This window comes from Microcoleus vaginatus FACHB-2002, from assembly GCF_040004035.1.
Classification (GTDB): domain Bacteria; phylum Cyanobacteriota; class Cyanobacteriia; order Cyanobacteriales; family Microcoleaceae; genus Microcoleus; species Microcoleus vaginatus_C.
In genome coordinates this window covers 1-22,155 of sequence record NZ_JAMPLN010000035.1, presented here as the reverse complement: position 1 = coordinate 22,155, position 22,155 = coordinate 1, and the positions used below count along the sequence as shown (strand labels likewise).

21 protein-coding genes are annotated in these 22,155 nt (G+C 46.3%); 8 read left to right on the top strand and 13 right to left on the bottom strand.

Features of this window, described 5'->3' with window-relative positions:
- Positions 1-235 precede the first annotated feature (235 nt).
- Positions 236-1,366 carry a hypothetical protein gene (locus NDI35_RS23580; protein WP_445314839.1) on the top strand — a complete coding sequence of 377 codons (1,131 nt, stop codon included), beginning with the start codon at positions 236-238 and terminating at the stop codon, positions 1,364-1,366.
- Between the two features lie 13 nt (positions 1,367-1,379).
- Here NDI35_RS23580 and NDI35_RS23575 read toward each other — a convergent pair whose 3' ends face one another.
- On the bottom strand, positions 1,380-1,634 hold the full coding sequence (locus NDI35_RS23575; RefSeq protein WP_445314838.1) for a hypothetical protein: 255 nt from the start codon (positions 1,632-1,634) through the stop codon (positions 1,380-1,382).
- A 121-nt stretch (positions 1,635-1,755) separates the two neighbouring features.
- On the opposite strand from NDI35_RS23575, the gene NDI35_RS23570 reads away from it, so the two are divergent.
- Entirely contained in the window at positions 1,756-2,937 is a 1,182-nt protein-coding gene (locus tag NDI35_RS23570) for an RtcB family protein (RefSeq protein WP_445314837.1), read from the top strand.
- A gap of 118 nt (positions 2,938-3,055) precedes the next feature.
- Here the strand turns inward: NDI35_RS23570 and NDI35_RS23565 are convergent, their stop codons facing one another.
- Positions 3,056-3,421, bottom strand: coding sequence for a DUF4278 domain-containing protein (locus NDI35_RS23565; protein WP_445314836.1), 366 nt, complete (start codon positions 3,419-3,421; stop codon positions 3,056-3,058).
- A 242-nt stretch (positions 3,422-3,663) separates the two neighbouring features.
- A complete protein-coding gene (locus NDI35_RS23560) occupies positions 3,664-4,008 on the bottom strand; it encodes a BON domain-containing protein (protein ID WP_445314835.1) in 345 nt (114 codons plus the stop codon).
- Positions 4,009-4,159: 151 nt separating this feature from the next.
- Here NDI35_RS23560 and NDI35_RS23555 point away from each other — a divergent pair, with 151 nt between their 5' ends.
- Positions 4,160-4,378 carry a chemotaxis protein CheW gene (locus NDI35_RS23555; protein ID WP_445314834.1) on the top strand — a complete coding sequence of 73 codons (219 nt, stop codon included), beginning with the start codon at positions 4,160-4,162 and terminating at the stop codon, positions 4,376-4,378.
- A 115-nt stretch (positions 4,379-4,493) separates the two neighbouring features.
- On the opposite strand, the gene NDI35_RS23550 is transcribed toward NDI35_RS23555, so the two are convergent.
- The 8 genes from NDI35_RS23550 to purC form a co-directional block, all read right to left on the bottom strand.
- Complete coding sequence (locus tag NDI35_RS23550) at positions 4,494-5,774, bottom strand: DNA cytosine methyltransferase (RefSeq protein WP_445314833.1); 1,281 nt, start codon at positions 5,772-5,774, stop codon at positions 4,494-4,496.
- A gap of 136 nt (positions 5,775-5,910) precedes the next feature.
- Positions 5,911-7,083 (bottom strand): lipid-A-disaccharide synthase, encoded by a 1,173-nt coding sequence (lpxB, locus tag NDI35_RS23545; RefSeq protein WP_445314832.1) that lies wholly within the window; start codon positions 7,081-7,083, stop codon positions 5,911-5,913.
- 9 nt (positions 7,084-7,092) lie between these two features.
- Positions 7,093-7,695 (bottom strand): Uma2 family endonuclease, encoded by a 603-nt coding sequence (locus NDI35_RS23540; RefSeq protein ID WP_445314831.1) that lies wholly within the window; start codon positions 7,693-7,695, stop codon positions 7,093-7,095.
- Between the two features lie 41 nt (positions 7,696-7,736).
- Positions 7,737-8,531, bottom strand: coding sequence for an acyl-ACP--UDP-N-acetylglucosamine O-acyltransferase (gene lpxA / locus NDI35_RS23535; RefSeq protein ID WP_445314830.1), 795 nt, complete (start codon positions 8,529-8,531; stop codon positions 7,737-7,739).
- A 251-nt stretch (positions 8,532-8,782) separates the two neighbouring features.
- Positions 8,783-9,304 (bottom strand): 3-hydroxyacyl-ACP dehydratase FabZ, encoded by a 522-nt coding sequence (gene fabZ / locus NDI35_RS23530; protein ID WP_333096171.1) that lies wholly within the window; start codon positions 9,302-9,304, stop codon positions 8,783-8,785.
- Between the two features lie 68 nt (positions 9,305-9,372).
- Positions 9,373-10,227, bottom strand: coding sequence for a UDP-3-O-acyl-N-acetylglucosamine deacetylase (gene lpxC / locus NDI35_RS23525; RefSeq protein WP_445314829.1), 855 nt, complete (start codon positions 10,225-10,227; stop codon positions 9,373-9,375).
- A gap of 264 nt (positions 10,228-10,491) precedes the next feature.
- Complete coding sequence (locus NDI35_RS23520; protein WP_445314828.1) at positions 10,492-12,873, bottom strand: BamA/TamA family outer membrane protein; 2,382 nt, start codon at positions 12,871-12,873, stop codon at positions 10,492-10,494.
- A gap of 182 nt (positions 12,874-13,055) precedes the next feature.
- Positions 13,056-13,784, bottom strand: coding sequence for a phosphoribosylaminoimidazolesuccinocarboxamide synthase (purC, locus tag NDI35_RS23515; protein WP_445314827.1), 729 nt, complete (start codon positions 13,782-13,784; stop codon positions 13,056-13,058).
- A gap of 258 nt (positions 13,785-14,042) precedes the next feature.
- Between purC and NDI35_RS23510 the strand changes: the two genes are divergently transcribed.
- The 3 genes from NDI35_RS23510 to NDI35_RS23500 all read left to right on the top strand — a co-directional run bounded on the left by NDI35_RS23510 (position 14,043) and on the right by NDI35_RS23500 (position 20,537).
- Positions 14,043-14,474, top strand: coding sequence for a response regulator (locus tag NDI35_RS23510; protein WP_333076249.1), 432 nt, complete (start codon positions 14,043-14,045; stop codon positions 14,472-14,474).
- Positions 14,475-14,597: 123 nt separating this feature from the next.
- Positions 14,598-18,014 carry a response regulator gene (locus NDI35_RS23505; RefSeq protein WP_445314826.1) on the top strand — a complete coding sequence of 1,139 codons (3,417 nt, stop codon included), beginning with the start codon at positions 14,598-14,600 and terminating at the stop codon, positions 18,012-18,014.
- A 210-nt stretch (positions 18,015-18,224) separates the two neighbouring features.
- Positions 18,225-20,537: a DNA phosphorothioation-associated putative methyltransferase gene (locus NDI35_RS23500; protein ID WP_445314825.1), complete on the top strand. Its 2,313-nt coding sequence runs from the start codon at positions 18,225-18,227 to the stop codon at positions 20,535-20,537.
- 115 nt (positions 20,538-20,652) lie between these two features.
- Here NDI35_RS23500 and NDI35_RS23495 read toward each other — a convergent pair whose 3' ends face one another.
- Positions 20,653-20,793, bottom strand: coding sequence for a hypothetical protein (locus tag NDI35_RS23495; protein ID WP_445314824.1), 141 nt, complete (start codon positions 20,791-20,793; stop codon positions 20,653-20,655).
- A 236-nt stretch (positions 20,794-21,029) separates the two neighbouring features.
- Here NDI35_RS23495 and NDI35_RS23490 point away from each other — a divergent pair, with 236 nt between their 5' ends.
- Both NDI35_RS23490 and NDI35_RS23485 read left to right on the top strand, forming a co-directional pair.
- Entirely contained in the window at positions 21,030-21,380 is a 351-nt protein-coding gene (locus tag NDI35_RS23490; protein ID WP_445314823.1) for a hypothetical protein, read from the top strand.
- Positions 21,381-21,449: 69 nt separating this feature from the next.
- On the top strand, positions 21,450-21,776 hold the full coding sequence (locus NDI35_RS23485; RefSeq protein WP_445314859.1) for a TniB family NTP-binding protein: 327 nt from the start codon (positions 21,450-21,452) through the stop codon (positions 21,774-21,776).
- Here NDI35_RS23485 and NDI35_RS23480 read toward each other — a convergent pair.
- Positions 21,745-21,990 carry a hypothetical protein gene (locus NDI35_RS23480; RefSeq protein WP_445314822.1) on the bottom strand — a complete coding sequence of 82 codons (246 nt, stop codon included), beginning with the start codon at positions 21,988-21,990 and terminating at the stop codon, positions 21,745-21,747. The two genes, NDI35_RS23485 and NDI35_RS23480, sit on opposite strands and share 32 nt — an antisense overlap.
- Positions 21,991-22,155: the final 165 nt, after the last annotated feature.

Below are 22,155 nucleotides of genomic sequence, written 5' to 3'. Positions count from 1 at the left end.
AGTCCTCTTTTAGAGGACTTTCGCTATGAGACAGGGAATTCATTCCCTGTCGGACTGTCGGACTCACAAACAATACCGGTACTGCATTCGATATTAAGTTGACGCGACAAGAATTAGTGGGTAAGGTACGTCAGTAAACATTCTCTGACTCCTTAAAGAAATTCCCTGACGCACCCTACTATAAATGCTGCAAGATTTCAGTTAAAATAGAGCTTATTTACGCTGAAATATTTTTATGCTAATTTTACCAAAATATGAAAGACAAATTGACTGGTCGTTCTCATATATAAATCAACCCATTAATTCCGAGTGGGCGACGATCGTCAGTGGCGATCGCAAAAAAGTTACTTTAGTCGATCGTAACTTGTCGCCCAAATACGAATACCAGCTTCCCGACGCAATTAGCTGTTTAGCCATTAGTCCTAAAGGCGATTTGCTGGCAGCAATAATGGCAAATGGCAATCACTTAGCAATTGTGACAGCAGAAAACCAGCTAGTTTTTGAAGAACAGCTACCTAATCCTCCTGTTAAAGTTTCATATTTGTATAACGATAATGGATTTCAGGACTTCTGGTTTGATGGAGACGGCGTGCGTTTTTGGTGCATGAAATTAATTGAACCAGATCAAGTCGAGATTCAAATTCGCGATACCAATTCATGGCAAATCCAGCGAAAGTTTTTGCTCAAAGACCCTATTGGAGGCAGTACATTCTCGTTTCACCCACATCCAGAAAATCAAATTTTAGCTCTTTGGGCTTGTTCCGGACAGCACGGACAACAAGTCTACTGGCTTTATGATGATGGTACGAGAATTCATGCCGTGGAGGTTCCCTGTCTCTATGACATAGGGCTTCCAGAATTTCATCCTGCTGGTGGCGAATTTGTGGTTGTAAATGATTGTGAGCGACAAATCAGCCGATTCAGTTTTCCTGAGTGTAATCTACTTGGAATATGCGAATGGCCTTGGCCTGATTCTGATGACGGTTTTGGCTACTATATGTGCTACCTATCAGACGATCGCCTTCTAGTCAACACTGATGAAGGAAGAATGTACCTAATCGATCTTGACAAAATGGAGATATCAGATGAACTGATTTTAATCGGTCATGAGCCACGTTCGTGTAAAGAACTTTACCCTACTCTCAAGGATCTTAAAGAACAGCTTTGCGGCGACTTGCACTATTTCTATCGTTGGGATTCAGATAGCATTCTGTCCGTTCATTCACAAATCCTGACTCAAGAACCTGACTCTAAACAGAAGACATTAGTTATCTTCGGGGGAAAAGAGTTGTTTGGTTCGCTGGCGAAGGTACAAGAATCCGCACCCTACAGTAAATTATTCATTCAATCTTTAGGCATTTCTTAAGGATTTTCAATTTTTAACAACAGGCAAGATGCCTGTTCCACAAAGAAAGAATCAGTTTTATTGTGGGGTGGGCATCCGGCCCGCCCCTAACGCGACTGATATCAAATCCGGTGGCATCAGAATTAACATTACCCACAATCAGGACACGGCAGTGCCGTTTCCCTACAATTAATCGGGCGATAGTTAAATCTCTGATGGAGTGCGGATGATTATTTTGGAGTAGGGAAACGGCATTGCCGTGTCCTCCGTTGCCTATCATCTCGCTCATGAAACCGGAATTGATATGACGCACCCTACGAGAATTAGTCTGTCAGGTGTATTTGACATCATAAATTTTGTATGTTACAATATGTACTACACGTAAATTAGCAAAACAAACTTAAACAAAAATGCCCTACGAAAAATTAGACATATCAACTCCAAAACCCGTGCTATCTTGGGCAAATCACGCCCTGGGCGAAAAAGAAACCAAGATGACCGCAAACGTAGCATCTTTGCCCTTTGTATTCAAACACGTCGCACTGATGCCCGACGTACATTTAGGAAAAGGTGCTTTAGTCGGTTCAGTAATTGCCACAAAAGAAGCGATTATTCCGGCTGCTGTGGGGGTTGATATTGGTTGTGGGATGGCTGCCATTAAAATGCCATTTAAGGCTCATAAATTAGAAGGCAAACTCAAACAAATTCGCCTCGATATCGAAGCCGCAATCCCTGTAGGATTTTCCGAAAATAAAGAAGTAGAAAAAACTGTCACAAACTGGCAAGGATGGGGGGAGTTTAAGGAACTTCATCAAGCTGTACAGCACCAAGACAATAAAGCCTTAAAACAAATGGGTTCCCTCGGCGGCGGCAATCATTTTATTGAGGTGTGCGTTGATACTGAAAACTTTGTTTGGCTGATGCTGCACTCCGGTTCTCGCGGCATTGGAAATTTGCTCGCACAGCAGCATATCGAGACTGCTAAAGATTTAGCTAAACTGGCAGAGATTAATCTGGCTGACAAAGATTTGGCTTATTTTGTAGCGGGTACGCGGGAGTTTGCGGCTTACTGGCACGATTTGCAGTGGGCGCAAGATTATGCTCGTTTTAATCGCGATGTAATGATGAATCGGTTTAAGCGAATTGTGGAAAAGCACGTCGCGGGAGGCAAATCTGTTAAGCCGTTATTAGAGGTGAATTGCCACCACAATTACGCGGAAAAAGAGGTGCATTTTGGCGAAGATGTGTATGTGACTCGCAAGGGTGCTGTGCGCGCGGATGTTGAGGATTACGGGATTATTCCGGGTTCGATGGGGGCGAAATCTTTTATTGTTAAAGGGAAGGGAAATGCTGAAAGCTACTGTAGTTGCAGTCACGGTGCGGGGCGGTTGATGTCTCGAAATCAAGCGAAGAATGTATTTACTCTCGATGATTTTGTGCGCCAGACTGAAGGGGTTGAGTGCCGCAAAGATAAGGAATTTTTAGATGAAATTCCGGGGGCTTATAAGCCGATTGATGAGGTGATGAGTCAGCAGTCGGATTTGGTGGAAGTGGTGGCGACTTTGAAGCAGGTGGTTTGTGTCAAGGGTTGACAGAAACTGGTTTATTTGTACTTCACTTACCTGGAAAGTGCTTTATGGGAAGAGGGGGAAATCAAGCCGCTTTCGATTTCCCCCTCTTGACAAAGGCTTTGTTTTCTGAAGCTTTTCTCTAACAGACCATCTGTCTAGACTCAATTTCTAGCAAGCGCAGCAGTGTTTCATCGCCCTTGGCCTTGGCTGCTTCCTTTCTACGATCGAGAATATTGCAAATATTCGCCTGGTGTACTTGCGCCACTTCCACAACTGTTGGGTAATAATCCACCCCCGCTGAGGCGCGAGCTGCTGCGACATCGCCAGCTTGAGCATCTCGCTTTTTGGTATAGTTTGGGCCCCCGTATTTTTTGGGGTTGGGAATGTGTCTCGGATACCGATAGTTCCAGTTTTGGCCCCGGTATTTACCCGCGACTTCGCCTTCGATCATATCAACTGTCGGAATGTCGTACTCGTAGTTTGAGCCGCGATAAGTGAGTTTCATATTTTTTGATCCTTATATTTATGGAGATAAAAAGGGCAGTCAGGTCAGCTTGGGTTTTTTTCGCTAAAACTTTTTTAGTTTCTGTATTCAATTATACTGTTTTTTAAGATGAATCCGTTAAATTTACAAAAATTAATATTTTGAGGGGGAGAGGGCAAGAAAAAACCCGCCGCAGCGGGTTTAATCGAGTTTTTGACTAATTCGAGCAGCACCCGGAGCGAAACTGCTGCGGTTCCGAAGAACTAGCCAACTGTCACCTGATCGGTTTGCACGTTTGTGGCACCTTCTTCAGCAGAGGCGATCGCCACCAACTTGTCGAGAATTTCCTGACTGGGAACTTGACCTTTGAGAACAACCGTGCTGCTGAGCTGAGCTACATAAACAGTCTCGATATCAGCAACTTCTGGATCGGCGTCAAAAGCTAAAGCCACCCGCTTCGCGAGGCCACTTTCGTCAAAATTTCCGTCTGGGCCGACTTTAGCAGGAGCGATGGATTGCGCTTGGGCAGCTTGCTGTACTACTTGTGCCATCGGTTCAGCCTGGGGTGCAGGCTTTTCGAGTCCGAACAGTCTTTTAAACCAACCCATAGTAGTTGAGTCTCCTGAAAATACACTTTTTACACAATAGCTCTAGAATTTCAAAAGACTCGTAATTGTTGCAAAACTCAGCGAAATTTATCAAAATGTTTTCCGGCAGACTTTCACAATCTCAAATCTCCTCTGATATCCAGATGTTTATTTGGCTATTTTATGTATAGGACGCTACGCCTTGGATTGCAGACCAGTAGTCGAAATAGTTCCCACTTTTACCTTGAAAAAACTACACAGCGCGCCGGAGTACATTCCCGGTTTGTTTAACTACCCAGGACATCTCGTGCTGGTCATCGAACTGTGTTCACTGATACAGGGGACGCTAAACCCGCGCTTAATTGGGGGTAGCCCTCCATATACGCTGTAAATCTAATTCTTAACTTTTTATATCATTTCCGGTTGCACTCATACATGATGTTGACGGTTGACGGTTGACTGTTGACGCCGTGAACAGTCAACAGTCAACAGTGAACTCGAATTTACTATTCCGATGCTAACGGATTTGATATTAGATAATATTGTTCTGCTTCCGACCAATTCAGTTTAAGCAACGAATCATCTCCCCATGTCAGCTTGAGACTCGGCTTAATTGCTGTCACGCCCAAAGCCCTAATAATCTGCGCTGCGACAGCTTTCGCCAGTAGCGGCGGTACAGAATTTCCGACTTGGCGAAAACCGTGCCATTTTGTGACGTGAAATCTAAACCAGTCAGGATAGGAATGCAGCCGCGCAGCTTCTCTGACTGTAATGCACCGAGGGGCGATCGGGTGAATCGGTCTCGGCGAAGTATAAGCCCCCCTCGCCCTGTCGGTTCCCGCCCTGAGAGTGTTGCAAACTCCGTCAGGATGAAGCTTGTAAAAACGGCTGATCGGCTCTTTTTCGCCGTGTTTTGCCGCCTGAAACCTTTCCATACATTCCTGAGAATGTTTAGTTCGCAAACTACAAGAGAGGATTTGTCGATCGTACTCGCGATCGTAGGAATAATCATCATCCAAACCATCAATTCCGCGCATTATACTCGCATAAGTGCTGCACTTTCCGTACTCCGCCATTACCCAATCTCGGTGCAGCAACTCGCTGTAGTTTTCCACCTCCGGCAAATCTCCAATCGCATCCCAAACTGTCGGGACAGCAGGTAAATTAATTTTTTTATAGCGTTTAGGAATTTTTATTTTCGGCAGTATAGTAGTTTGCTGAGGGTATTTTGGTAGCTCGTAACCTTCTTTGCAACCAATCAAAAACAATCGTTTGCGAGCTTGTGGCACTCCATAGTGAACAGCGTTGAGAACTTGATAATTTTCTTCTACTTTATAGCCACGTTTCAGAAAAGAGCTAATTAAAATGTTCAGGAGTTCTTTGTGTTCTCCTGATGCAATACCCGGCACATTTTCCATTACAAAAAACTTCGGTTTTAGCTCCAAAACTAAGCGCTGAAAGTGAAAAATTAGAGAATTGCGTGGGTCGTCCACCTCGCGCTTGCCCATCATGGAGAATCCTTGACAGGGCGAACCGCTGATTACTACGTCTATCTCGCGCCGCCCGATCGCCGATTTTTTCCGAATTTCCGAGCCCGTAAGCTGTGTGACATCTTTGCACAGAATAGAACACAGCGGGAAATTAAACTCGTGTGTGGCGCAGTGAATAGGGTCAATTTCGACTGAGGCAAGTACATCAAAACCTGCTTGTTCAAAGCCCAGGGTCATGCCGCCCGCGCCTGCAAATAAATCAACAGCGATCGGTCGCTTTTTCCGATTGCTTGGCATAACATTTCAATAACAAAGTTGCTTTAATAGAAATTAAAAAAATTAACCTAATTTTTGGTAATAAATCTTGAGTTTGTCAAGGAGCCATCTACAAAGAAACCGGGTTTATACATAACCTTTCAATACCAACATTGCTTTAAGAAGCTGTATTTAATTTGACATTTTTCATTATTTCCGCAGCGGCCCGATCGCACACACCCACATCTCCGAGACTTTCGCGCATTTCCCGATAACCTGCCAAAGTTTGCTGGCGTCGATCGGCATTTTGCAGCAATTCCAGTGCGTGGTTCACTATATTTTCCGCAGTCGCCTCGTCTTGCAGCAACTCCGGGACGATCGGCTTCATTTGCACCAAATTGGGCGGAGACATAAAAGGAATCGAAAATTTCAGCACGTGGCGAGCAATAATCGCCGTAATCGGACTGACGCGGTAGAGGACAACTTGCGGAACATCCAGCAAAGCCAACTCCAGATTAACAGTACCAGATTTAGTAATCGCCAGATCGGCAGCAGCCAAGATTTCCAGAGTTTGATTTTCTAACAAAGTAGCCCGCAAACCGTAATTCTCGATCGCCTGTTCGATTTTGCTGCGAAAAGCTTTATTAGCAAGCGGAATCCAAAAATGAACTTCCGGCAATTTAGCTTGAATAATTTGAGCTGCCTCAAATATAACCGGCATCAGGTACTTGAGTTCTTGGTGTCTGGAAGCGGGAATTAGGGCGATCGACACCTGTTCCGACCCAATTCCCAAAGTTTTGCGGGCAACTTCCCGGCTGGGCGCAGATTGCATTCTATCCACCAAAGGATGCCCAACCCAACTTACTTGAGCTCCTTTTTTTTGATAATAACAAGCTTCTTCGGGGAAAATTGCCAAAAGTTGGTCGCAAATATTGACAATCAGATCGGTATTGCGAGGAGAAATCGACCAAACCCATTCTTGAGGTGCGATGTACCAAACCACCGGCAAATCCGGCAAACAGCGGCGGATGTAGCTGCCAATACCGAGATTTGGAGTCAAATAATCAATCAATACAACAGCATCGGGGCGGAAGTTTTTGAGATATTGTTTAGCTTTTTGCTGAACTTTGATCGTTGGCCAAATATACGGCACTGATTCGATCAGGCCCATAGAACCAATGCCCACAGTATCGCCTAAAATAGTAGCACCCGCTTCCGCCATACGAGGGCCGCCCAATCCTGTTATTTCTAACTCCAAACCGGCGGCGACAGCGTGACGTTTTAAGGCTGCAACTAACAATGCTCCTTGCAAATCGCCAGAAACCTCACCAGTGCTGATAAAAATTTTCATATTCTGACATTAAACAGGTGAGATGTTTGCTAATAACTCGGTAACAGCATCATATTGATCGGGCATATTAGCACAGCGTAGCAGTAATTCTAAGTCCAGATCGGGAAGGAATGTACTCCTGGCCATCTCCTGATAATTTTCACCTGTTAAGTAATATAGAGATAACTGACTATTTTGCCAAAACCAGACTTCCCGAACGCCCAATCTTTTGTAAAATTCTAGAGTATTTATCCCGCCACTGGTAATTACCACTTCAATAGCAATATCTGGGACTATTTTTTGCGTTTCTATATCATAGGAATCATCCGGCTCTTTGCTACCGCCTAATTCTCTGTTACCCAAAGTCGGCCCGCCCTTGCCGTAAAATCGAATTCCATTTGCTCTCATATATACCTCTAGCAGCATACAGAGAGTTTTCTTGATTATTTCGTGTTCGGGCGAGACAGTTATAATTTGCAGTATTGGATCGAGATAGAAAATTTTTACACCTCTGACATCTTTAAAAGCTGCTTCTATCGCTTCAAATTGCTCCCAACTAACATCTGAGAACCTAATGCTGCCATCTTGTTCTGTTTCACGGGATGTAGATTTGACTGAAGTATATACATTCATAGGGCAACAGTCGCTTAGTTCATAGGTTTATTCTACCTGATTCACTTTTTGCCAGGAATCAAACCGCGCCGCCCTTTGGTTATAGACTGCTGCACAAATCTCTGCAGGTGCTGCAAGTGGGGGTTTTCCGGCAACAAATCCAACTGTTCCAAAGCTCGATCGAGAGTGTAGCCAGAACGGTATAAAATACGAAAAGTTTTCTTCAAAACCAGCAAATCTTCTTCTGTCAAACCAGCGCGTTCGAGACCTACTTTGTTGATTGCTCGCACTCTCGAAGGATTCCCCTCGACTAGCATATAAGGAGGTACGTCTCGATCGATCCTGCTCAAGCCGCCCACCATAGACAAGCGGCCGATGTGGACAAACTGGTGAACGCCCAAAACACCGCTCAAGCGGGCTTGAGACTCGATTTTAACGTGTCCGGCTAAGGCTACAGCATTGGCTATAATTACTCGATCGGCGATCGCGCAATTGTGTCCCACATGAACATAAGCCATCAATAGATTATGATTGCCAATAGTCGTGCTTTCCCCGGCTCCAGTAGCGCGGTTAATTGTCACATATTCCCGAATTTGATTGCTGTCGCCAATTTTCACCCTAGTCGGAGAACCCTCGTATTTCAAATCTTGAGGTTCCAAACCAATCGCTGCACCGGGGAAAATTTGATTGCGAGCGCCTATTTCTGTTAGCCCGTCGATAATTGCATGGGCGCCAATCTTAGTATCCGGCCCGATTTTCACTCTTTCCCCAATTACAGCATAAGCTCCCACTTCTACAGTCGGGTGAAGTTCAGCACCGGGATGAATCACAGCAGTTGGGTGAATCAAAGTAAGCATTTGTCAGTTGTTTTGCTGGTAAGTAGGAAGGAAGTTTGGCAACGGGCAGTGTAAGGAATTAAACCGATTAAACGGATGGATGTTGAAGGAAGGCAGAAGGAAGAGGGAAGAAGGAAGAAGGAAACAGGAAGAGGGCAGAAGGAATTTTTTTAATTTTAAGATTGCTTCGTTCCGAGGAACGCTTGGCGGTTTCAATTTAAATTCAAAACTCATAACTTAAAACTACCCGCAAGCCCTCACCAATTCCAAATTTAATCTACCATCGAAAACGTCAATTCTCCTTCACAAACTTTTTGTCCGTCTACTTCACCCAGAGCCTGCATTTTTGCGAAGCGGCGGCGTTTTACCCACAGCAATTCTACAGTCATCAGCAACTGATCGCCCGGTACAACCTGACGACGGAACTTGACTTGATCGATTCCGGTAAACATCCACAATCCTTGCTTGATGTCGGGCAACTGAGCGAGAACAATACCGCCAACTTGAGCCATAGCTTCAACAATTAATACCCCAGGCATAATTGGTCGTCCGGGAAAATGCCCTTGAAAATGTGGTTCGTTGAAAGTCACATTTTTAATTCCTATAGCCTTCTCGGACGGCACGTAATCAACAATCTTGTCAACCAGTGCAAAAGGATAGCGATGAGGCAATAATTTCTGAATTTCTTCGAGAGTAAAAGTAGATTTAACCGCTGGAGACTCCTCACCTTTTTCAGTGGGGACGGATTCAGAATTCGCAGTATTGAGGGTGTTAACTTCAGTCAGCGTGGACATTGCTTGAAGACTTTTGAGTGTGGTATGGCAGAAGGAATATGCAATCTTAACAGATCGCGTGTTTTTTCCTAACTTTTATCTAGCGTAGCTAGAGCTTCCGATTTCAGGGCTTGGGCGAGTTGGACGTGCAGATTGTGACTGGCTTTGTAAGCCAAGTAGTGAGCTTTTGGCCAAGTTCCGAGCAGACTGAGGTCGCCTACTAAGTCTAGGATTTTATGGCGCACTGGTTCGTTTGCAAATCTCAAGGGCGGGTTGAGCCAGCCGGATCGATCGCAAACTAGGGCGTTCTCTAGGGTACCACCTTTGATCAAACCTGCTTGTCGCAATTGGTCAACTTGGCGAGCAAGTCCAAAAGTGCGGGCTGGGGCGATCGCCGTCGCAAAACTTTCTGCCTCTGGCGACCAACTGTACCATTGATTGCCGATCGCCTGTTCCTCAAAATCAATTCCGTAACTAAATCGAGTTTCCGCTGACGGTAAAGCCACTGCAAAAGCATCCCCGTGGCGCACCCAAATTGGCTGTTCGAGGACGAAGGAGGAAGTGGGGTCTTGCTTCGATTCTTGAGGAACTAAGCCGGTATGGGCGATCGCCTCTACCCAAACCAGAGCCGAACCGTCCAGCAGGGGCACTTCCGGCCCATCAACCTCAATTCGAGCATTCTCCGCTCCCATCCCCGTCAAAGCGGCTAATAGATGCTCTACAGTGCGAATTTGAGCATCGATACCTGCGAGTTCAGTTGAAAGTGCTGTCTGGCAAACCGCCTCAATTTTTGCAGGAATTATCGGAGCACCAGGCAAGTCTATTCTGACAAAATAGCGACCTTCCCCAACCTCCGCAGGCAAAACTCGGACGCGAGTTTGTGTGCCGCTGTGCAAACCGATTCCCGACAGTTCAAATTCAGATTTTAAGGTACGTTGAGTCATGAGTTATTGGGAATTGGGAATTGGGCATGGGGCACGGGTAATTGGGTCTCGGTAATTGGTTATTTGTAATTGGTTATTGGGCATCGGTAATTGGTTATTGGTTATTGGTTATTAGTTATTAGTTATTAGTTAATTACTACCAATTACCAATTCTAAATGTCCAATGCCCAAGACTTCGACTACGCTCAGTACGAGTGTCCAATGCCCAATTTCCCATGCCCTGTTTGGCCAATGCCCTGTTTGGCCAATGCCCTGTTTGGCCAATTAGAATCGCTCACCAATCCCAAAGTGAATTTGATTGTCGCCAGTGTCGTTGATACCGTAATCGATCCGGATCGGCCCTAAAGGAGATTGAACCCGCACGCCGAGGCCGTAACCATAACCGCTACCGGGCTTTTCGCGGATACCTGCCGGGTCGCCAGGGACATCTTTGCCCGTGCCAAAGTCAGTGCCAGCATCCAAAAATAGCGCTCCGCCGATAAACGAAATAATCGGGAAACGGTACTCAACGCTGGCTTCTAGGAAACTGCGACCGGCTCCCATGTCGCCTTCGTCGTATCCGCGCACCGAGTTGGCGCCCCCCAAGGCAAAGGCTTCGTAGGGAGGCAAATCTCCGAATACGGTGCCGCCTCTAAAACTGAATGCCAGGGTTTGAGGGCCGGGGGTAAAGTTAGTGTACCTGACTGGTAGGTAAAAGCTGTAGCTGGCCCGCAGGCGGTTTAACAGGATGCTGCCGGAACCTACAGGAATCGATTGTTCCATCCCAAACCTGAGCAGGGAACCGCTAGTGGGGCGGAGGGGGTCGTTGCGCCGATCGCGCACAACACCTGCTTGCAAAGTTGTCAAGTCATCCGAACCCGAATCGCTAAAACTCAACAGGTTGCCGAGTTCGTCTTCGGACTCGCGACGGCCTTTGCGATCGGTAATTGAGACTCGCTGGTACTGCAAGCCGACTGAAGCAGTCCACTCAGGATCGGCAAAAGGATTGCGCGACAGGGGACGGGTGAAATTGATGCCGGCACCGGTGCGGACGACGCGGGGTCGATCGTCGTTGGGCAATCTGACTTCCCGTTCGCCACCGTCAAAAATCACGCTGATCGATCGTCTTCTAAACGCATTAATCGTATAAGAAGTCCGGTAAGGATCGCCCGCAATCCAGGGGTCGGTAAAACTCAGGTCAAACAGGGTTTGGCGTTCCCCGATTTGTATTTCAGCCCCCAATTTCTGGTTCCTACCTCTCAAGTTTTGCTGCTGGTAACTCAGCGTACCGAACAAACCCGTCGCGGAACTCAAACCCGCACCAGCCGCCAGAGAACCGGTATTTTTCTCAATGACGTTGACAATTACTCTTGCCTTGCGGGGGTCAGTCGTTCCCGGTTCCAAGGCAAGTCGCACGTCTTCAAAAATTCCCAAACCAAACACCCGTCTCAAATCCCTTTCCGCCTTGGTGCGGTTAAAGATGTCTCCGGGCTTGAGTTCTACTTCGCGGGTGATGACAAACTGACGGGTGTTGCCTCCGATCGGCTGACCCGTGGCATCTGTTGCCTCTCCCTCCTTGTTCAGGAAGCGCACATCAACGGATTCGATCTGGCCTTCTGCCACTACCAGGGTGACAGTGCCGTCGTCTGCTACTTGCGGGGCATCAGTGATTTGGCCCAAAACATAGCCGTTCTCTTGATACCACGCATTAATTTTTTTTACTCCCTCTTCAAAGCGGCGGAGGTTGAGAATTTTGCCGTATTGATCGCGGAAGCTTTCGTCAATTATGCTTTGGGGCAGCACTTGCTGACCGGTGATTGTCACTCCCCGCAGCACCGGATTTGGCTGGACAATAAAAGTCACCCGGACGCCCAACGGGGTGTCTTCGGGTACTGCCCGCACGTTTCTGAAAAAGCCCGTGGCAAAAATGGCGTTGATGTCTTGTTGCAGTTGGCTGCGGTTGGTCGTGCGTCCTGGTTGGGTGCTGATGACTCGGTAAATTTCGGTTTCCAAGTCTTCCGTCGCCCCAGTGACTGTAACTTCTGCAACTAGCACTTGCGGTTCGGCTGCCCCGGCGGGTGCAGGGGTTTGTCTGGGCTGCGGTGCTGGGCCAGGGGGCAATGGGGGAACGGTGTTAGCCGGCGGTCCCGTCGGGGCCGGTATTGTCGGAACTTGGGCGTTTTGAGCGATCGTCCCTGATTCCTCTGGTTTCCCTAGCTCTGCTGCGATCCAGGCGGGCGTTACAGCCGCTTCCGATGGGGGGAGCGAGCTGTCCTGTTGCGCGTCTGGCAGGGCGCTTTGGCTGCTAGAGGCGGGGGAGGGGTTGGATGCTAGCTCGGGTTTGAGTTGAAGCAAGGAAGGCGAAACCGGGGAGGGCGTGTCTGTGAATCGGTCTGGGGGTTTGCGGTCGTGGTCTCCTCTGGCAGGGGCATCAGCTATTTTTAGGGCTTCCCCTTTGCTGGTTTTAGCGGCTTTGCGGTTTTGAGGAGGGTTTTGGGTTAATTCTGGAATGGGGCGATCGGGTAATTCGATCGACGGGGCGGGCCGGGCGGCAGCCAAAGCTTCCTCTGCTGATTCAGAGTAGGATGTTTGGCCGGAAGCAGAATTTGATAACCCGAATGTTGCTGAGGCAGTAAAAACTGCCACCAATACAGCAGATAAACGCATTTTTGTTCACTTTTTTGGAATCCACACACCACATTAGTCATTAGTCATTAGTCATTAGTCATTAGTTATTAAGTCGGTTGAATTTCGCGCTGATCGCTAATTGATGACTGTTGACCGCTGATTGCTGACATCGAAAGCAGAAGGGTAACAAACTGTGCAATTCTAGCGCATTACCAAGGCCTCTAGACTTTCTGAGCGAGAACGCGTTGGAGAACTTGCTGGTAAGCGGTTTCTACCGATCCTAAGTCGCGGCGGAATCGGTCTTTGTCCATAACACGGGCGTCGGGGTCGGCTTCTGCGTTGTCCCAGAGGCGGCAGGTGTCGGGACTGATTTCGTCGGCGAGGATCAGATTTTGATGTTGGTCGATACCGAATTCTAGTTTGAAGTCTACCAGGGTGATGCCACACTGGCTGAAAAATTCTTTGAGTATTTCGTTAATTTCGCGGGCGGCGATTTCTAGTTGGTCTACTTGTTCGGGGGTGGCTAGCTGCATTAGCAGCAGCCTGTCGCGGGTCAGCAGCGGGTCTCCCAAATCGTCGTTTTTGTAATAAAACTCCACCAGCGGCGGATTGATAATTGTGCCGAGGGCGAGTCCGGTTTGCTTGCAAAGACTGCCGGCGGCAATGTTTCTGACTACGACTTCCAAGGGCAAGATTTGGACGCGACAGACTCGCATTTGGTTGGGGGCCGGCGTGTCGATGAAGTGGGTGGGAATGCCTTTGGCTTCTAGCATCCGAAACAGGTGCGCGGATACGGCGCAGTTGATCTCGCCTTTGCCGACGATGCTGCCGCGTTTCTGGGCGTTAAAGGCTGTGGCGTCGTCTTTGAAGTGGGTCAGCAAAATTTCGTTGTCTTCGGTGGAGTAGAGGATTTTGGCTTTGCCTTCGTAGAGTTTGCGATCGGCTGACATGGCGATTAATAATGTAGATGAGTTTTAGATTTTACCGTAGCTCGATCGGGCGTTATTGGCGAGTTTTTGGATTTCGGCTGCGCCCCTGAGAGCATGAGGGGGCGAGTACACCTGTAGGTAGATCCCGCGAGCGGCCCCGGCATAAATGATTCTTGACAAACGACAATAGAGATTAAACCTGCTGGGTTCGCGCTCCGTGCTGACTAAACCTCGCAAACCAGAGGGGTGCTTAAAAAACATCTATAAAATGGCTGATTTATGCAAGACAAAAAAATTCATATTCTCTTGGTAGAAGATGATGAGGTTGATGTGATGAACGTCCGGCGAGCATTCAAAAAAAATAACATCGTCAACCCCCTCTACATTGCTGCCAATGGATTAGAAGCTCTAGCTATATTGCGTGGAGAAGGAAAAATTGATCCTCCCATGCCTCAAGCGCGCCGGTTGATTTTGCTGGACTTGAATATGCCGAGAATGAGCGGGATCGAGTTTTTGCAAGAATTGCGACTGGATGAATGTTTGAGGTCGATTCCGGTAATAGTCCTCACAACTTCTAATGAAGATAGAGATAAAGTAAAAGCTTATAATTTGAATGTAGCTGGCTATATTCTTAAACCTGTTACTTTTTCTAACTTTGTGGAAGTGATGGCTACCCTAAACAGATACTGGATGCTAAGCGAAATTCCCTAAAATAGGAAAAATTGAATAAAAAATAAAATTTTAATGTGGCTTGGTGATTTTTCAGCAATGCAGTTGTTTTAATTCCTTTTTCCAGACTGCAGCTTTTTCGGAGTAATCCACAATTCGTTGGTTATGGACAAAATTCTCACAATTCTGATAGTTGATGACGATGCAGTCGATCGAATGGCGATCAAACGCTCGCTCAAGTCCGCTGGTGTTTCGGCAGAAGTTACTGAAGCAGAAGACTGCGCGGATGCGCTGGCCAAGCTCTCGGTGAGCAAAAATTATACTCAGGCTACCGCTAAACCCTCCCAACCAAATAACTTTCAACCTTTAAGCGAGGTTGAGGAAATAGAAAATGGGCTGCTATTAAATCAAATATTTGAGTGTAAATTTGACTGCGTATTGCTCGACTACGGATTGCCCGACGGAGACGGACTCAGTTTGGTAAAAAATCTACGAGAAGCTGGGCTGAAAGTTCCCTTAATAGTGCTCACAGGTCAAGGCGACGAACAAATTGCTGTGGAATTGATGAAAGCAGGAGCTTCTGATTATATCGCTAAAAATAAGCTTTCTCCCGAAAGTTTGTCTCGCAGTTTGTCCAATGCGATGCGCGTTTACCGCGCCGAATTTCAGGCGTTTCATACCAGTCAAAAACTCAAGGAAAGTGAGGAACGATACAGGTTAGTTTTAGAGGGAGTGAACGACGGAATTTGGGATTGGGATTTAAGTAAAAATGAGGTTTATTGGAACGATCGCCTTTTGGAAATTATCGGTTTGTCGCGAAAGCAATTTGGCAGGACGATGGACGCTCTATACAACCGCCTGCACCCCGATGACAAGGAGGGAATCGTCGCGGCGATCGCCGCTCACTTGGAACAAGAAATAGACTATAATGTAGAATTCCGGCTGCTACACTCGAACGGTCTTTACCGCTACTGCACTTCTCAGGGAAAAGCTCAGCGCAATTCCCAAGGAAAACCGCTGCGAATGGCCGGTATGATTAGTGATATTACTGAGCGCAAACAAGCGGAAGATGCTCTGGAAAGGGAACGGCAGCAACTGAGACAAATTATTACTTGCGTGCCTGTAGCAATGGCGATGTTCGATACACAAATGCGCTATATGGCTAACTCTAAAAAATGGGTTAGTCAATTTAATTTGGACTTGCCGTCCCTGAATAATCTCAGCCATTACGAATTGTTTCCAGATACGCCGAATCGCTGGAAAGTAATGTACCAACAAGCGCTCACAGGTCAGGTAGTTTCTGTGAGCGAAGATGCCTGGGAACGAGCCGACGGCTCTGTTCTGTACCTGCGGTGGGCTGCTCACCCTTGGTACGATCCAGACGAGAAAGTCGGGGGAATTGTGATGGTTGCCGACAAGATTAATGAGTTGGTGGAAGCGCGGGAAACTGCCTTAGAAGCGAGCCGGGTGAAGTCGCAATTCTTGGCGAACATGAGTCACGAAATTCGCACTCCGATGAATGGGGTTTTAGCAATGGCTCAATTGCTGCTGCGCGCTCCTCTGGAACAGAAACAGCGGGACTGCGCTCAGACTATTTACCGCAGTGCTGAACATTTACTGAATGTTATTAATGATATCCTCGATTTCTCTAAGATTGAAGCTGGAGAAATGCGGCTGGAAAAGGCTAATTTTGATTTGGATAGTTGCGTTGAGTCGGTAATAGAAATTATAGCACATTTGGCCGAAGAAAAAGGTATTGAATTAAATATTTTAGTTGACAGCTCAGTTCCGAGAAAGTTGGTGGGCGACGCGGGCAGATTGAAGCAAGTTTTGCTGAATTTGACGGGGAATGCCATAAAATTTACCGATCGCGGTCAAGTTCTAGTTCACGTAACTGTCAAACAGGGCAACCGACTGGCAGACGGTAGACAACAAGCAAGATTGCTGTTTTCCGTGCGGGATACTGGCATTGGAATTTCGGCAGAAGGGCAAACAAAGCTGTTCCAATCTTTTTCTCAGGTAGACGATTCTCCTACTAGGCCTTACGGCGGGACGGGTTTGGGTTTGGCTATTTGTAAGCAGTTAGTGGAGATGATGGGAGGGGACATTGGAGTTCGCAGTTTGCTAGGCAGCGGTGCTACTTTTTGGTTTACTGTACCTTTGGAAAAACAGTTGCAAGTTGAGCCTCACGCTCCCGAACTTGCGGGCAAGAAACTGTTAGTAGTCTCTGGAAGCGCTTTGAGAAGGGCAGCGGTGCGATCGCTCGCTCAAAGTTGGGGGGCCCGCTGCGATGAGGCAGAAACTGTTGTTGAGGCTTTGAGTTGGTTGAACAATGCCCAGGGCGGGATTTCTCAGAATTCGGGGGAGGGGGGAAAAAGCTGGGATGTGGTGCTTGTGGACTTGCAAATGCCAGAGTTGGATGCGGAGGAATTTGCTAGGAAAGTGCGATCGACCTCTATAGTGGGCTCGTTAATCGCCATGACTGCTTTGCGGGGACAGCCGAAGGCGGAAGCGCTTTGCCGTCAGGGTTTTAACGGATATTTGATCGAGCCAGTGCGGCCAAGCCACCTGCTTGAGGCAATGCTTGCGCGGGTGAAGGGAACGGGAGAGTTTGGGAGAGTGGAGGCTGCTAATACTTGCAAGTTGTCACCAGTTAATTCTCAATATGTTACTTCCAATTCGCCGTCATCGCTGAGAATTTTGGTGGCGGAAGACCACCCGATCAATCAACAAGTTCTTGTCGAACAGTTGGCAGTTTTAGGCTATCAGGCTGACTGCGTGGTCAACGGTCAACAAGCGCTGGATTTGCTGGCAAAAAAAAGCTATGATTTAGTGCTGATGGACTGTCAAATGCCGGTACTTGATGGTTACAAAACGGCGCAAAAGTTGAGAGAAATCGAAGGAAGCGAGCGACATACTTTTGTGATGGCTTTAACTGCTCATGCTATGCCGGGGGAACGAGAAAAGTGTCTGGCGGCGGGGATGGACGATTATCTCAGCAAACCTGTAGATTTAGATGCTTTGGCGACGGCCCTGAAAAAGTATGAAGCCCGAAATGTTCAGGGTGAAAATAAGTATGGAGTAAAAAGTATTAACTCGGAAAATAAATCTCACTTAGCAACAAATTATACAGAAGTTGGAGAAAAAACGCAGGTTGTGGCTGGGCCGACACCAAGGGCGATCGCACTTCCAACTTGGGAACATAGAGACTACGACGGACTGTTCGACAAGAGCAGATTGGAGCAACTCGGACGAGTTAATATTAAATTGCCAGAGCGACTCTTGCAAGCTTTTGTGGCAGACGCGCAAGCTGATGTAGCTGCTGCCAAAATAGCCGTAGAAGCTAAAGATTGGCAAGCTGTGGAATATCAAGCACACCGTCTCAAGGGAACTTCGGCTAATGTGGGAGTTGTTCTGATGTCGGATTTGGCCGCACAATTGGAGCATCAAGCGCGAGGCTTTCAATCTGAACCCACAGGGGTGGAATTGTCAAATATTGAGAAGATTGAGAACATATTACTGAGTTTGTCCAGTCATTTAGCCCGGGTTCAAGAATTTGTGGAAACTCGAATGTTTGGTTAATATCTTACTCGCTCGTAGTAGATATTAGTCGGCGATTAAAATCGCCATTACAAAAACGAAGTCCCTCTCTAGGAGACTAAAAAATAAAGCGGTACGGTACGGAGTGTGCATCCTACATATAGAAATTATAGGGAAATTTTGTTTGTTTGTTTCTTCACTCCGTGTCCTCTGCGTTCTCTGCGGTTAATTTAAAAAATAATTAATTTAGCTATGAATTACGATACCAGTACAAACACTATTTTAGATAGCGATTCATTAGAAAATGATGAAAAACTGCTAACACCTTTGATGGCTTTTTCTCAGGAAGTTTTCTTGTATGAAAACGAGGCTATCTCTGAGCAAGATTCTATAAAGGCTATGCCGTACGCGCCCGATGAAATTAATAATTTATGTGTTGACAATCTCCTAGCAAAAGTGGCTCGCTGCTGTCGGGAAAGCAAGGTTGGAAAAAAATTACCGACGGCTTTTTACGTTCACGTTTCGGCTTTGCCGACACTCAACCCTGTCATCGGAATCTACGAAAATTGTGCCAGACGCACTCTCGAAAATATTGATGAAGCAACTTTAGTTAAAGTTTCACTCCATCAACCTAAAATATCTTATCTTTTTTACCCTGATTTCGATACAGATGCTCATCCTGCTTTGCAAACCAGCATCCAGATTAATCTAGCAACAGGGGAAGTTAAATGTTTTGATTACAGCAACAGCGAAAATCCCCCTGTTTTGCACCGTAAGGAAACTTTTGTAGCTGCTGATTATCCCCATTACGAAAAGTTTTCGAGGCTGACTCGCTGCGAGGAAAAGTGGGGACTGCTTGACAATACTAGCGTTATCGGCACTCGCGAGGGGTGGCTCAAATATTTGGGATATTGCGGTGTAGAAATCCAAGATCATACTGTTGTTGAGCGTTTGAAACAGGAGAATAGTGAGCTATCAATTCCTAAGATCGAGCGGCACAAAGCTGCAATGGTACGCAATTCGCTTTCTAAACCTCTGCGTCTGGTTTTAGAAGCTGATTTAGCGAGGGACGGGGCGACTTTTTTTGATTACGGTTGCGGTTACGGCGGGGATGTTAAATATATTGCACAAGAGGGTTATGCTATTTCTGGTTGGGACCCATACTATCAGCCGGATACTCCGCGAATTTGTGCTGATATTGTGAATATTGGTTATGTGATTAATGTCATTGAATCTTTGGCGGAACGCCGAGAAGCTTTGCTGAATGCTTGGGAATTAACTAAGAGTTTATTAGTTGTGGCGGCTCAGGTTTTGATTGATGATAGCGATCGAGGTCAAATTGCTTACGGGGATGGGGTGATTACTTCTCGGAATACTTTTCAGAAGTATTACGAACAAGAAGAGTTGAAGGTTTATATTGACCAAGTTTTGAATGTTGATGCGATTCCTGTGGCTTTGGGGATTTATTTTGTGTTTCGGGATGCTGCGGAGGGTGAAGGTTTTCGTGCTTCTCGGTTTCGATCGCACTTATCGACTCCCAGGGTGCGATCGCAAGTTAAGCGGTTTGAGGATTATGCGGAAATGTTGGCTCCTTTGATGGCTTTTGTGAGCGATCGGGGCCGGCTTCCAGTTAAAGGCGAATTAGCGGAAGAATCGCCAATTAAGGAGGAATTTCACAGTTTTAATCGCGCTTGGAGAGTCATTTTGCAAGCAACGGATGCGGATGATTGGGAGAAAATCGCCGACAAGCGCCGCCAAGATTTGTTAGTATATCTCGCTCTCAACGGTTTGGGCGATCGACCTTCGATGCGCCGACTCCCGGCTCAAATCCGCAACGACATCAAAGGTTTGTTTGACAATTATCAAAAAGCTTGCACGTTGGCAGATTTAATGCTATACAGTCTGAGCAAACCTGATATTGTGGCTGACTGTTGCGAAGATAGTGCGCTCGGCTACAAACAGCCCGGTTCCCTTTCAGTTCACGTCTCTGCATTAGAGGAACTTGACCCTTTGCTGCGGCTCTACGAAGGGTGCGCCAACCGCACAATTGGCAGGCTTGACGGGGCGACAATTATCAAATTTTACGCTCGCAAACCTCAGATTTCCTATTTATTTTATCCCGATTTTGACACTAACCCGCATCCAGCTTTGCACACTTCTATGCACATAGATTTGCGCGATCTTTCGGTCAGCTATCAAGACTATTCTGATGTGTACAACCCGCCAGTTTTAGTTAGAAAAGAAGCTTTTGTTACTGCTAGTTATCCCCATTACGACAAGTTTGCGAAACTCACCCGCCAAGAAGAAAAGTTAGGAATTCTCGATCGTGGCGCAGTTAAGAAATATCGAGAATGGGTGAAGTGTTTGCAGGAAAATTGCGTTAAAATTAAGGATCATAAGTTGTTTTGGCGATCGAATGCTGACCCAGAAAAGTTGAAAATGCTGCAAAAAGCTGCGTCGGAACGTCAGCACAAAAAGATTGAGGTTAATGGGGGAAGGATTGAACAAACCGCAGAGGGCGCAGAGGGCGCAGAGGATGGAAAGGTTAGTGGCGAATACAGTTGAATTTTGTTGGTGAGGTGTTTACTATTGAGGCTTTGGCAGTAGTTTGAAAACGGCCGATTCGGTTGTGTGGGGCGTGTTATGCCCAGTCGCCTTGTCATAAGATTGAGTGGCAGTTTTAGACGGCAAGGGGGTGCGATCGCCAGTTACGCTTGCTGTCAGAATGTCCTAACTGCGGGGCGAGGTTTAAGATTCCGGCGTTGTGGATGGGTGGTGTTATCGGTGTTTTTTGTCCTTTAAAGATATAGTAAAGTGGCATAAAATAACTTTGTAATTATCGATAATCTGCCACGTATATTTATCACAAATAATCAATAAAATTAACTTATTTAAATAATTCCTTGCCACCCTCTAAAAAATAAAAATTATTCCCTCTATTAATTATACTATCACTAACTAAATTTTTATATAACAACTAAAATATTGCCATTAAAAAGTTATTGTGTTATCCTACAAGTAGGACAAATTATCCAAAAACAATAGCCAAGACATACTATGATTACTCCGAAATTGTTAAAAGTCGCAGTTGCAACCGTAGGTGCAGCTTTGAGCTTAGTCTCTATTTTCGCTAACCCGACTAAAGCTGAGGAATTCACATTTACAGTTGAGAACAAGACTGATGTAGCAATTAGCCAGGTATTGGTATCTGAAGATGGCGAAACTTGGGGTTACTTTTCTCTCGAAAGTAATATTGCTCCCCAGACTGAAGGACAAATAGTTTGGGGTGAACATACTAATCACGAAGCTTGCAGCCAGTGGATAAAAATAGGATATGTAGATGGGACTATGTCACCACCGGCGAAGTTTGACTTTTGTGAGAATCCTGCTTTAGTTGTTGAGGACTAAGAATTAAGCTGTTAGGTAGCTTTAAAACCAGTGTATTATTCAGGGTGCATAATCCGCATTTTCTGTTAAATAAGGCTGGAGTCAAGTGACTTCAGCTTTTTTGTAGAGGGTTGGCTGGAAGGAAAGCGCCAGTCTAGGCAGTCGGGGCGGGTTGTCGGTGAGTCGAGGACGGGTAAAACTATGGGGTGTGATGCTTACAGGTTACGGCACAAACCTAAGCAGCAGCCGGGACAGCCGCCAACGGTTCCTGTGGCTTACATCCAAATTCCGCAAGAGTGTGGCGCGAAGGAATTGTTTGGGGTGATTCTTGAAAATTTGAAGTATCAGGTGGTTAAGAGAACGATCGCCGAAATTCGCGATCGCCCTAAGCGGTCTTTTTGTCATAGTCCATGTTAAATAGTGTGTCACTCAGCCATGCTTTGAAATCTGGATATTCGGTAAACTTGCGATAGACATCTTTATGGTCGAAGATGAATTCTTGAAACTTATCGACTAACTTTTTATCAAAGGTAATTTTCGCATTTTGACGGCCTGAGTTTTGTTTGGCGTTTTGATACTCTTCGTCTTTACTAATTTCTTCGGGTAAGTCTTCAAATAAGAATCGCCGCACTTGGTCTTGTTCTGTCCACTGAATATTCCCAAAGTGAGCGTTAAAATTTTGAATCCCACATTCCGCAGATGTGTGTAAAATTTTTTTATCCGTTCTGAAAAGTTGGAGTCAAAAAGTTTTTCCGTTTAACTTATGCGGTTTTAACGTCACGGATACCTGTCAACT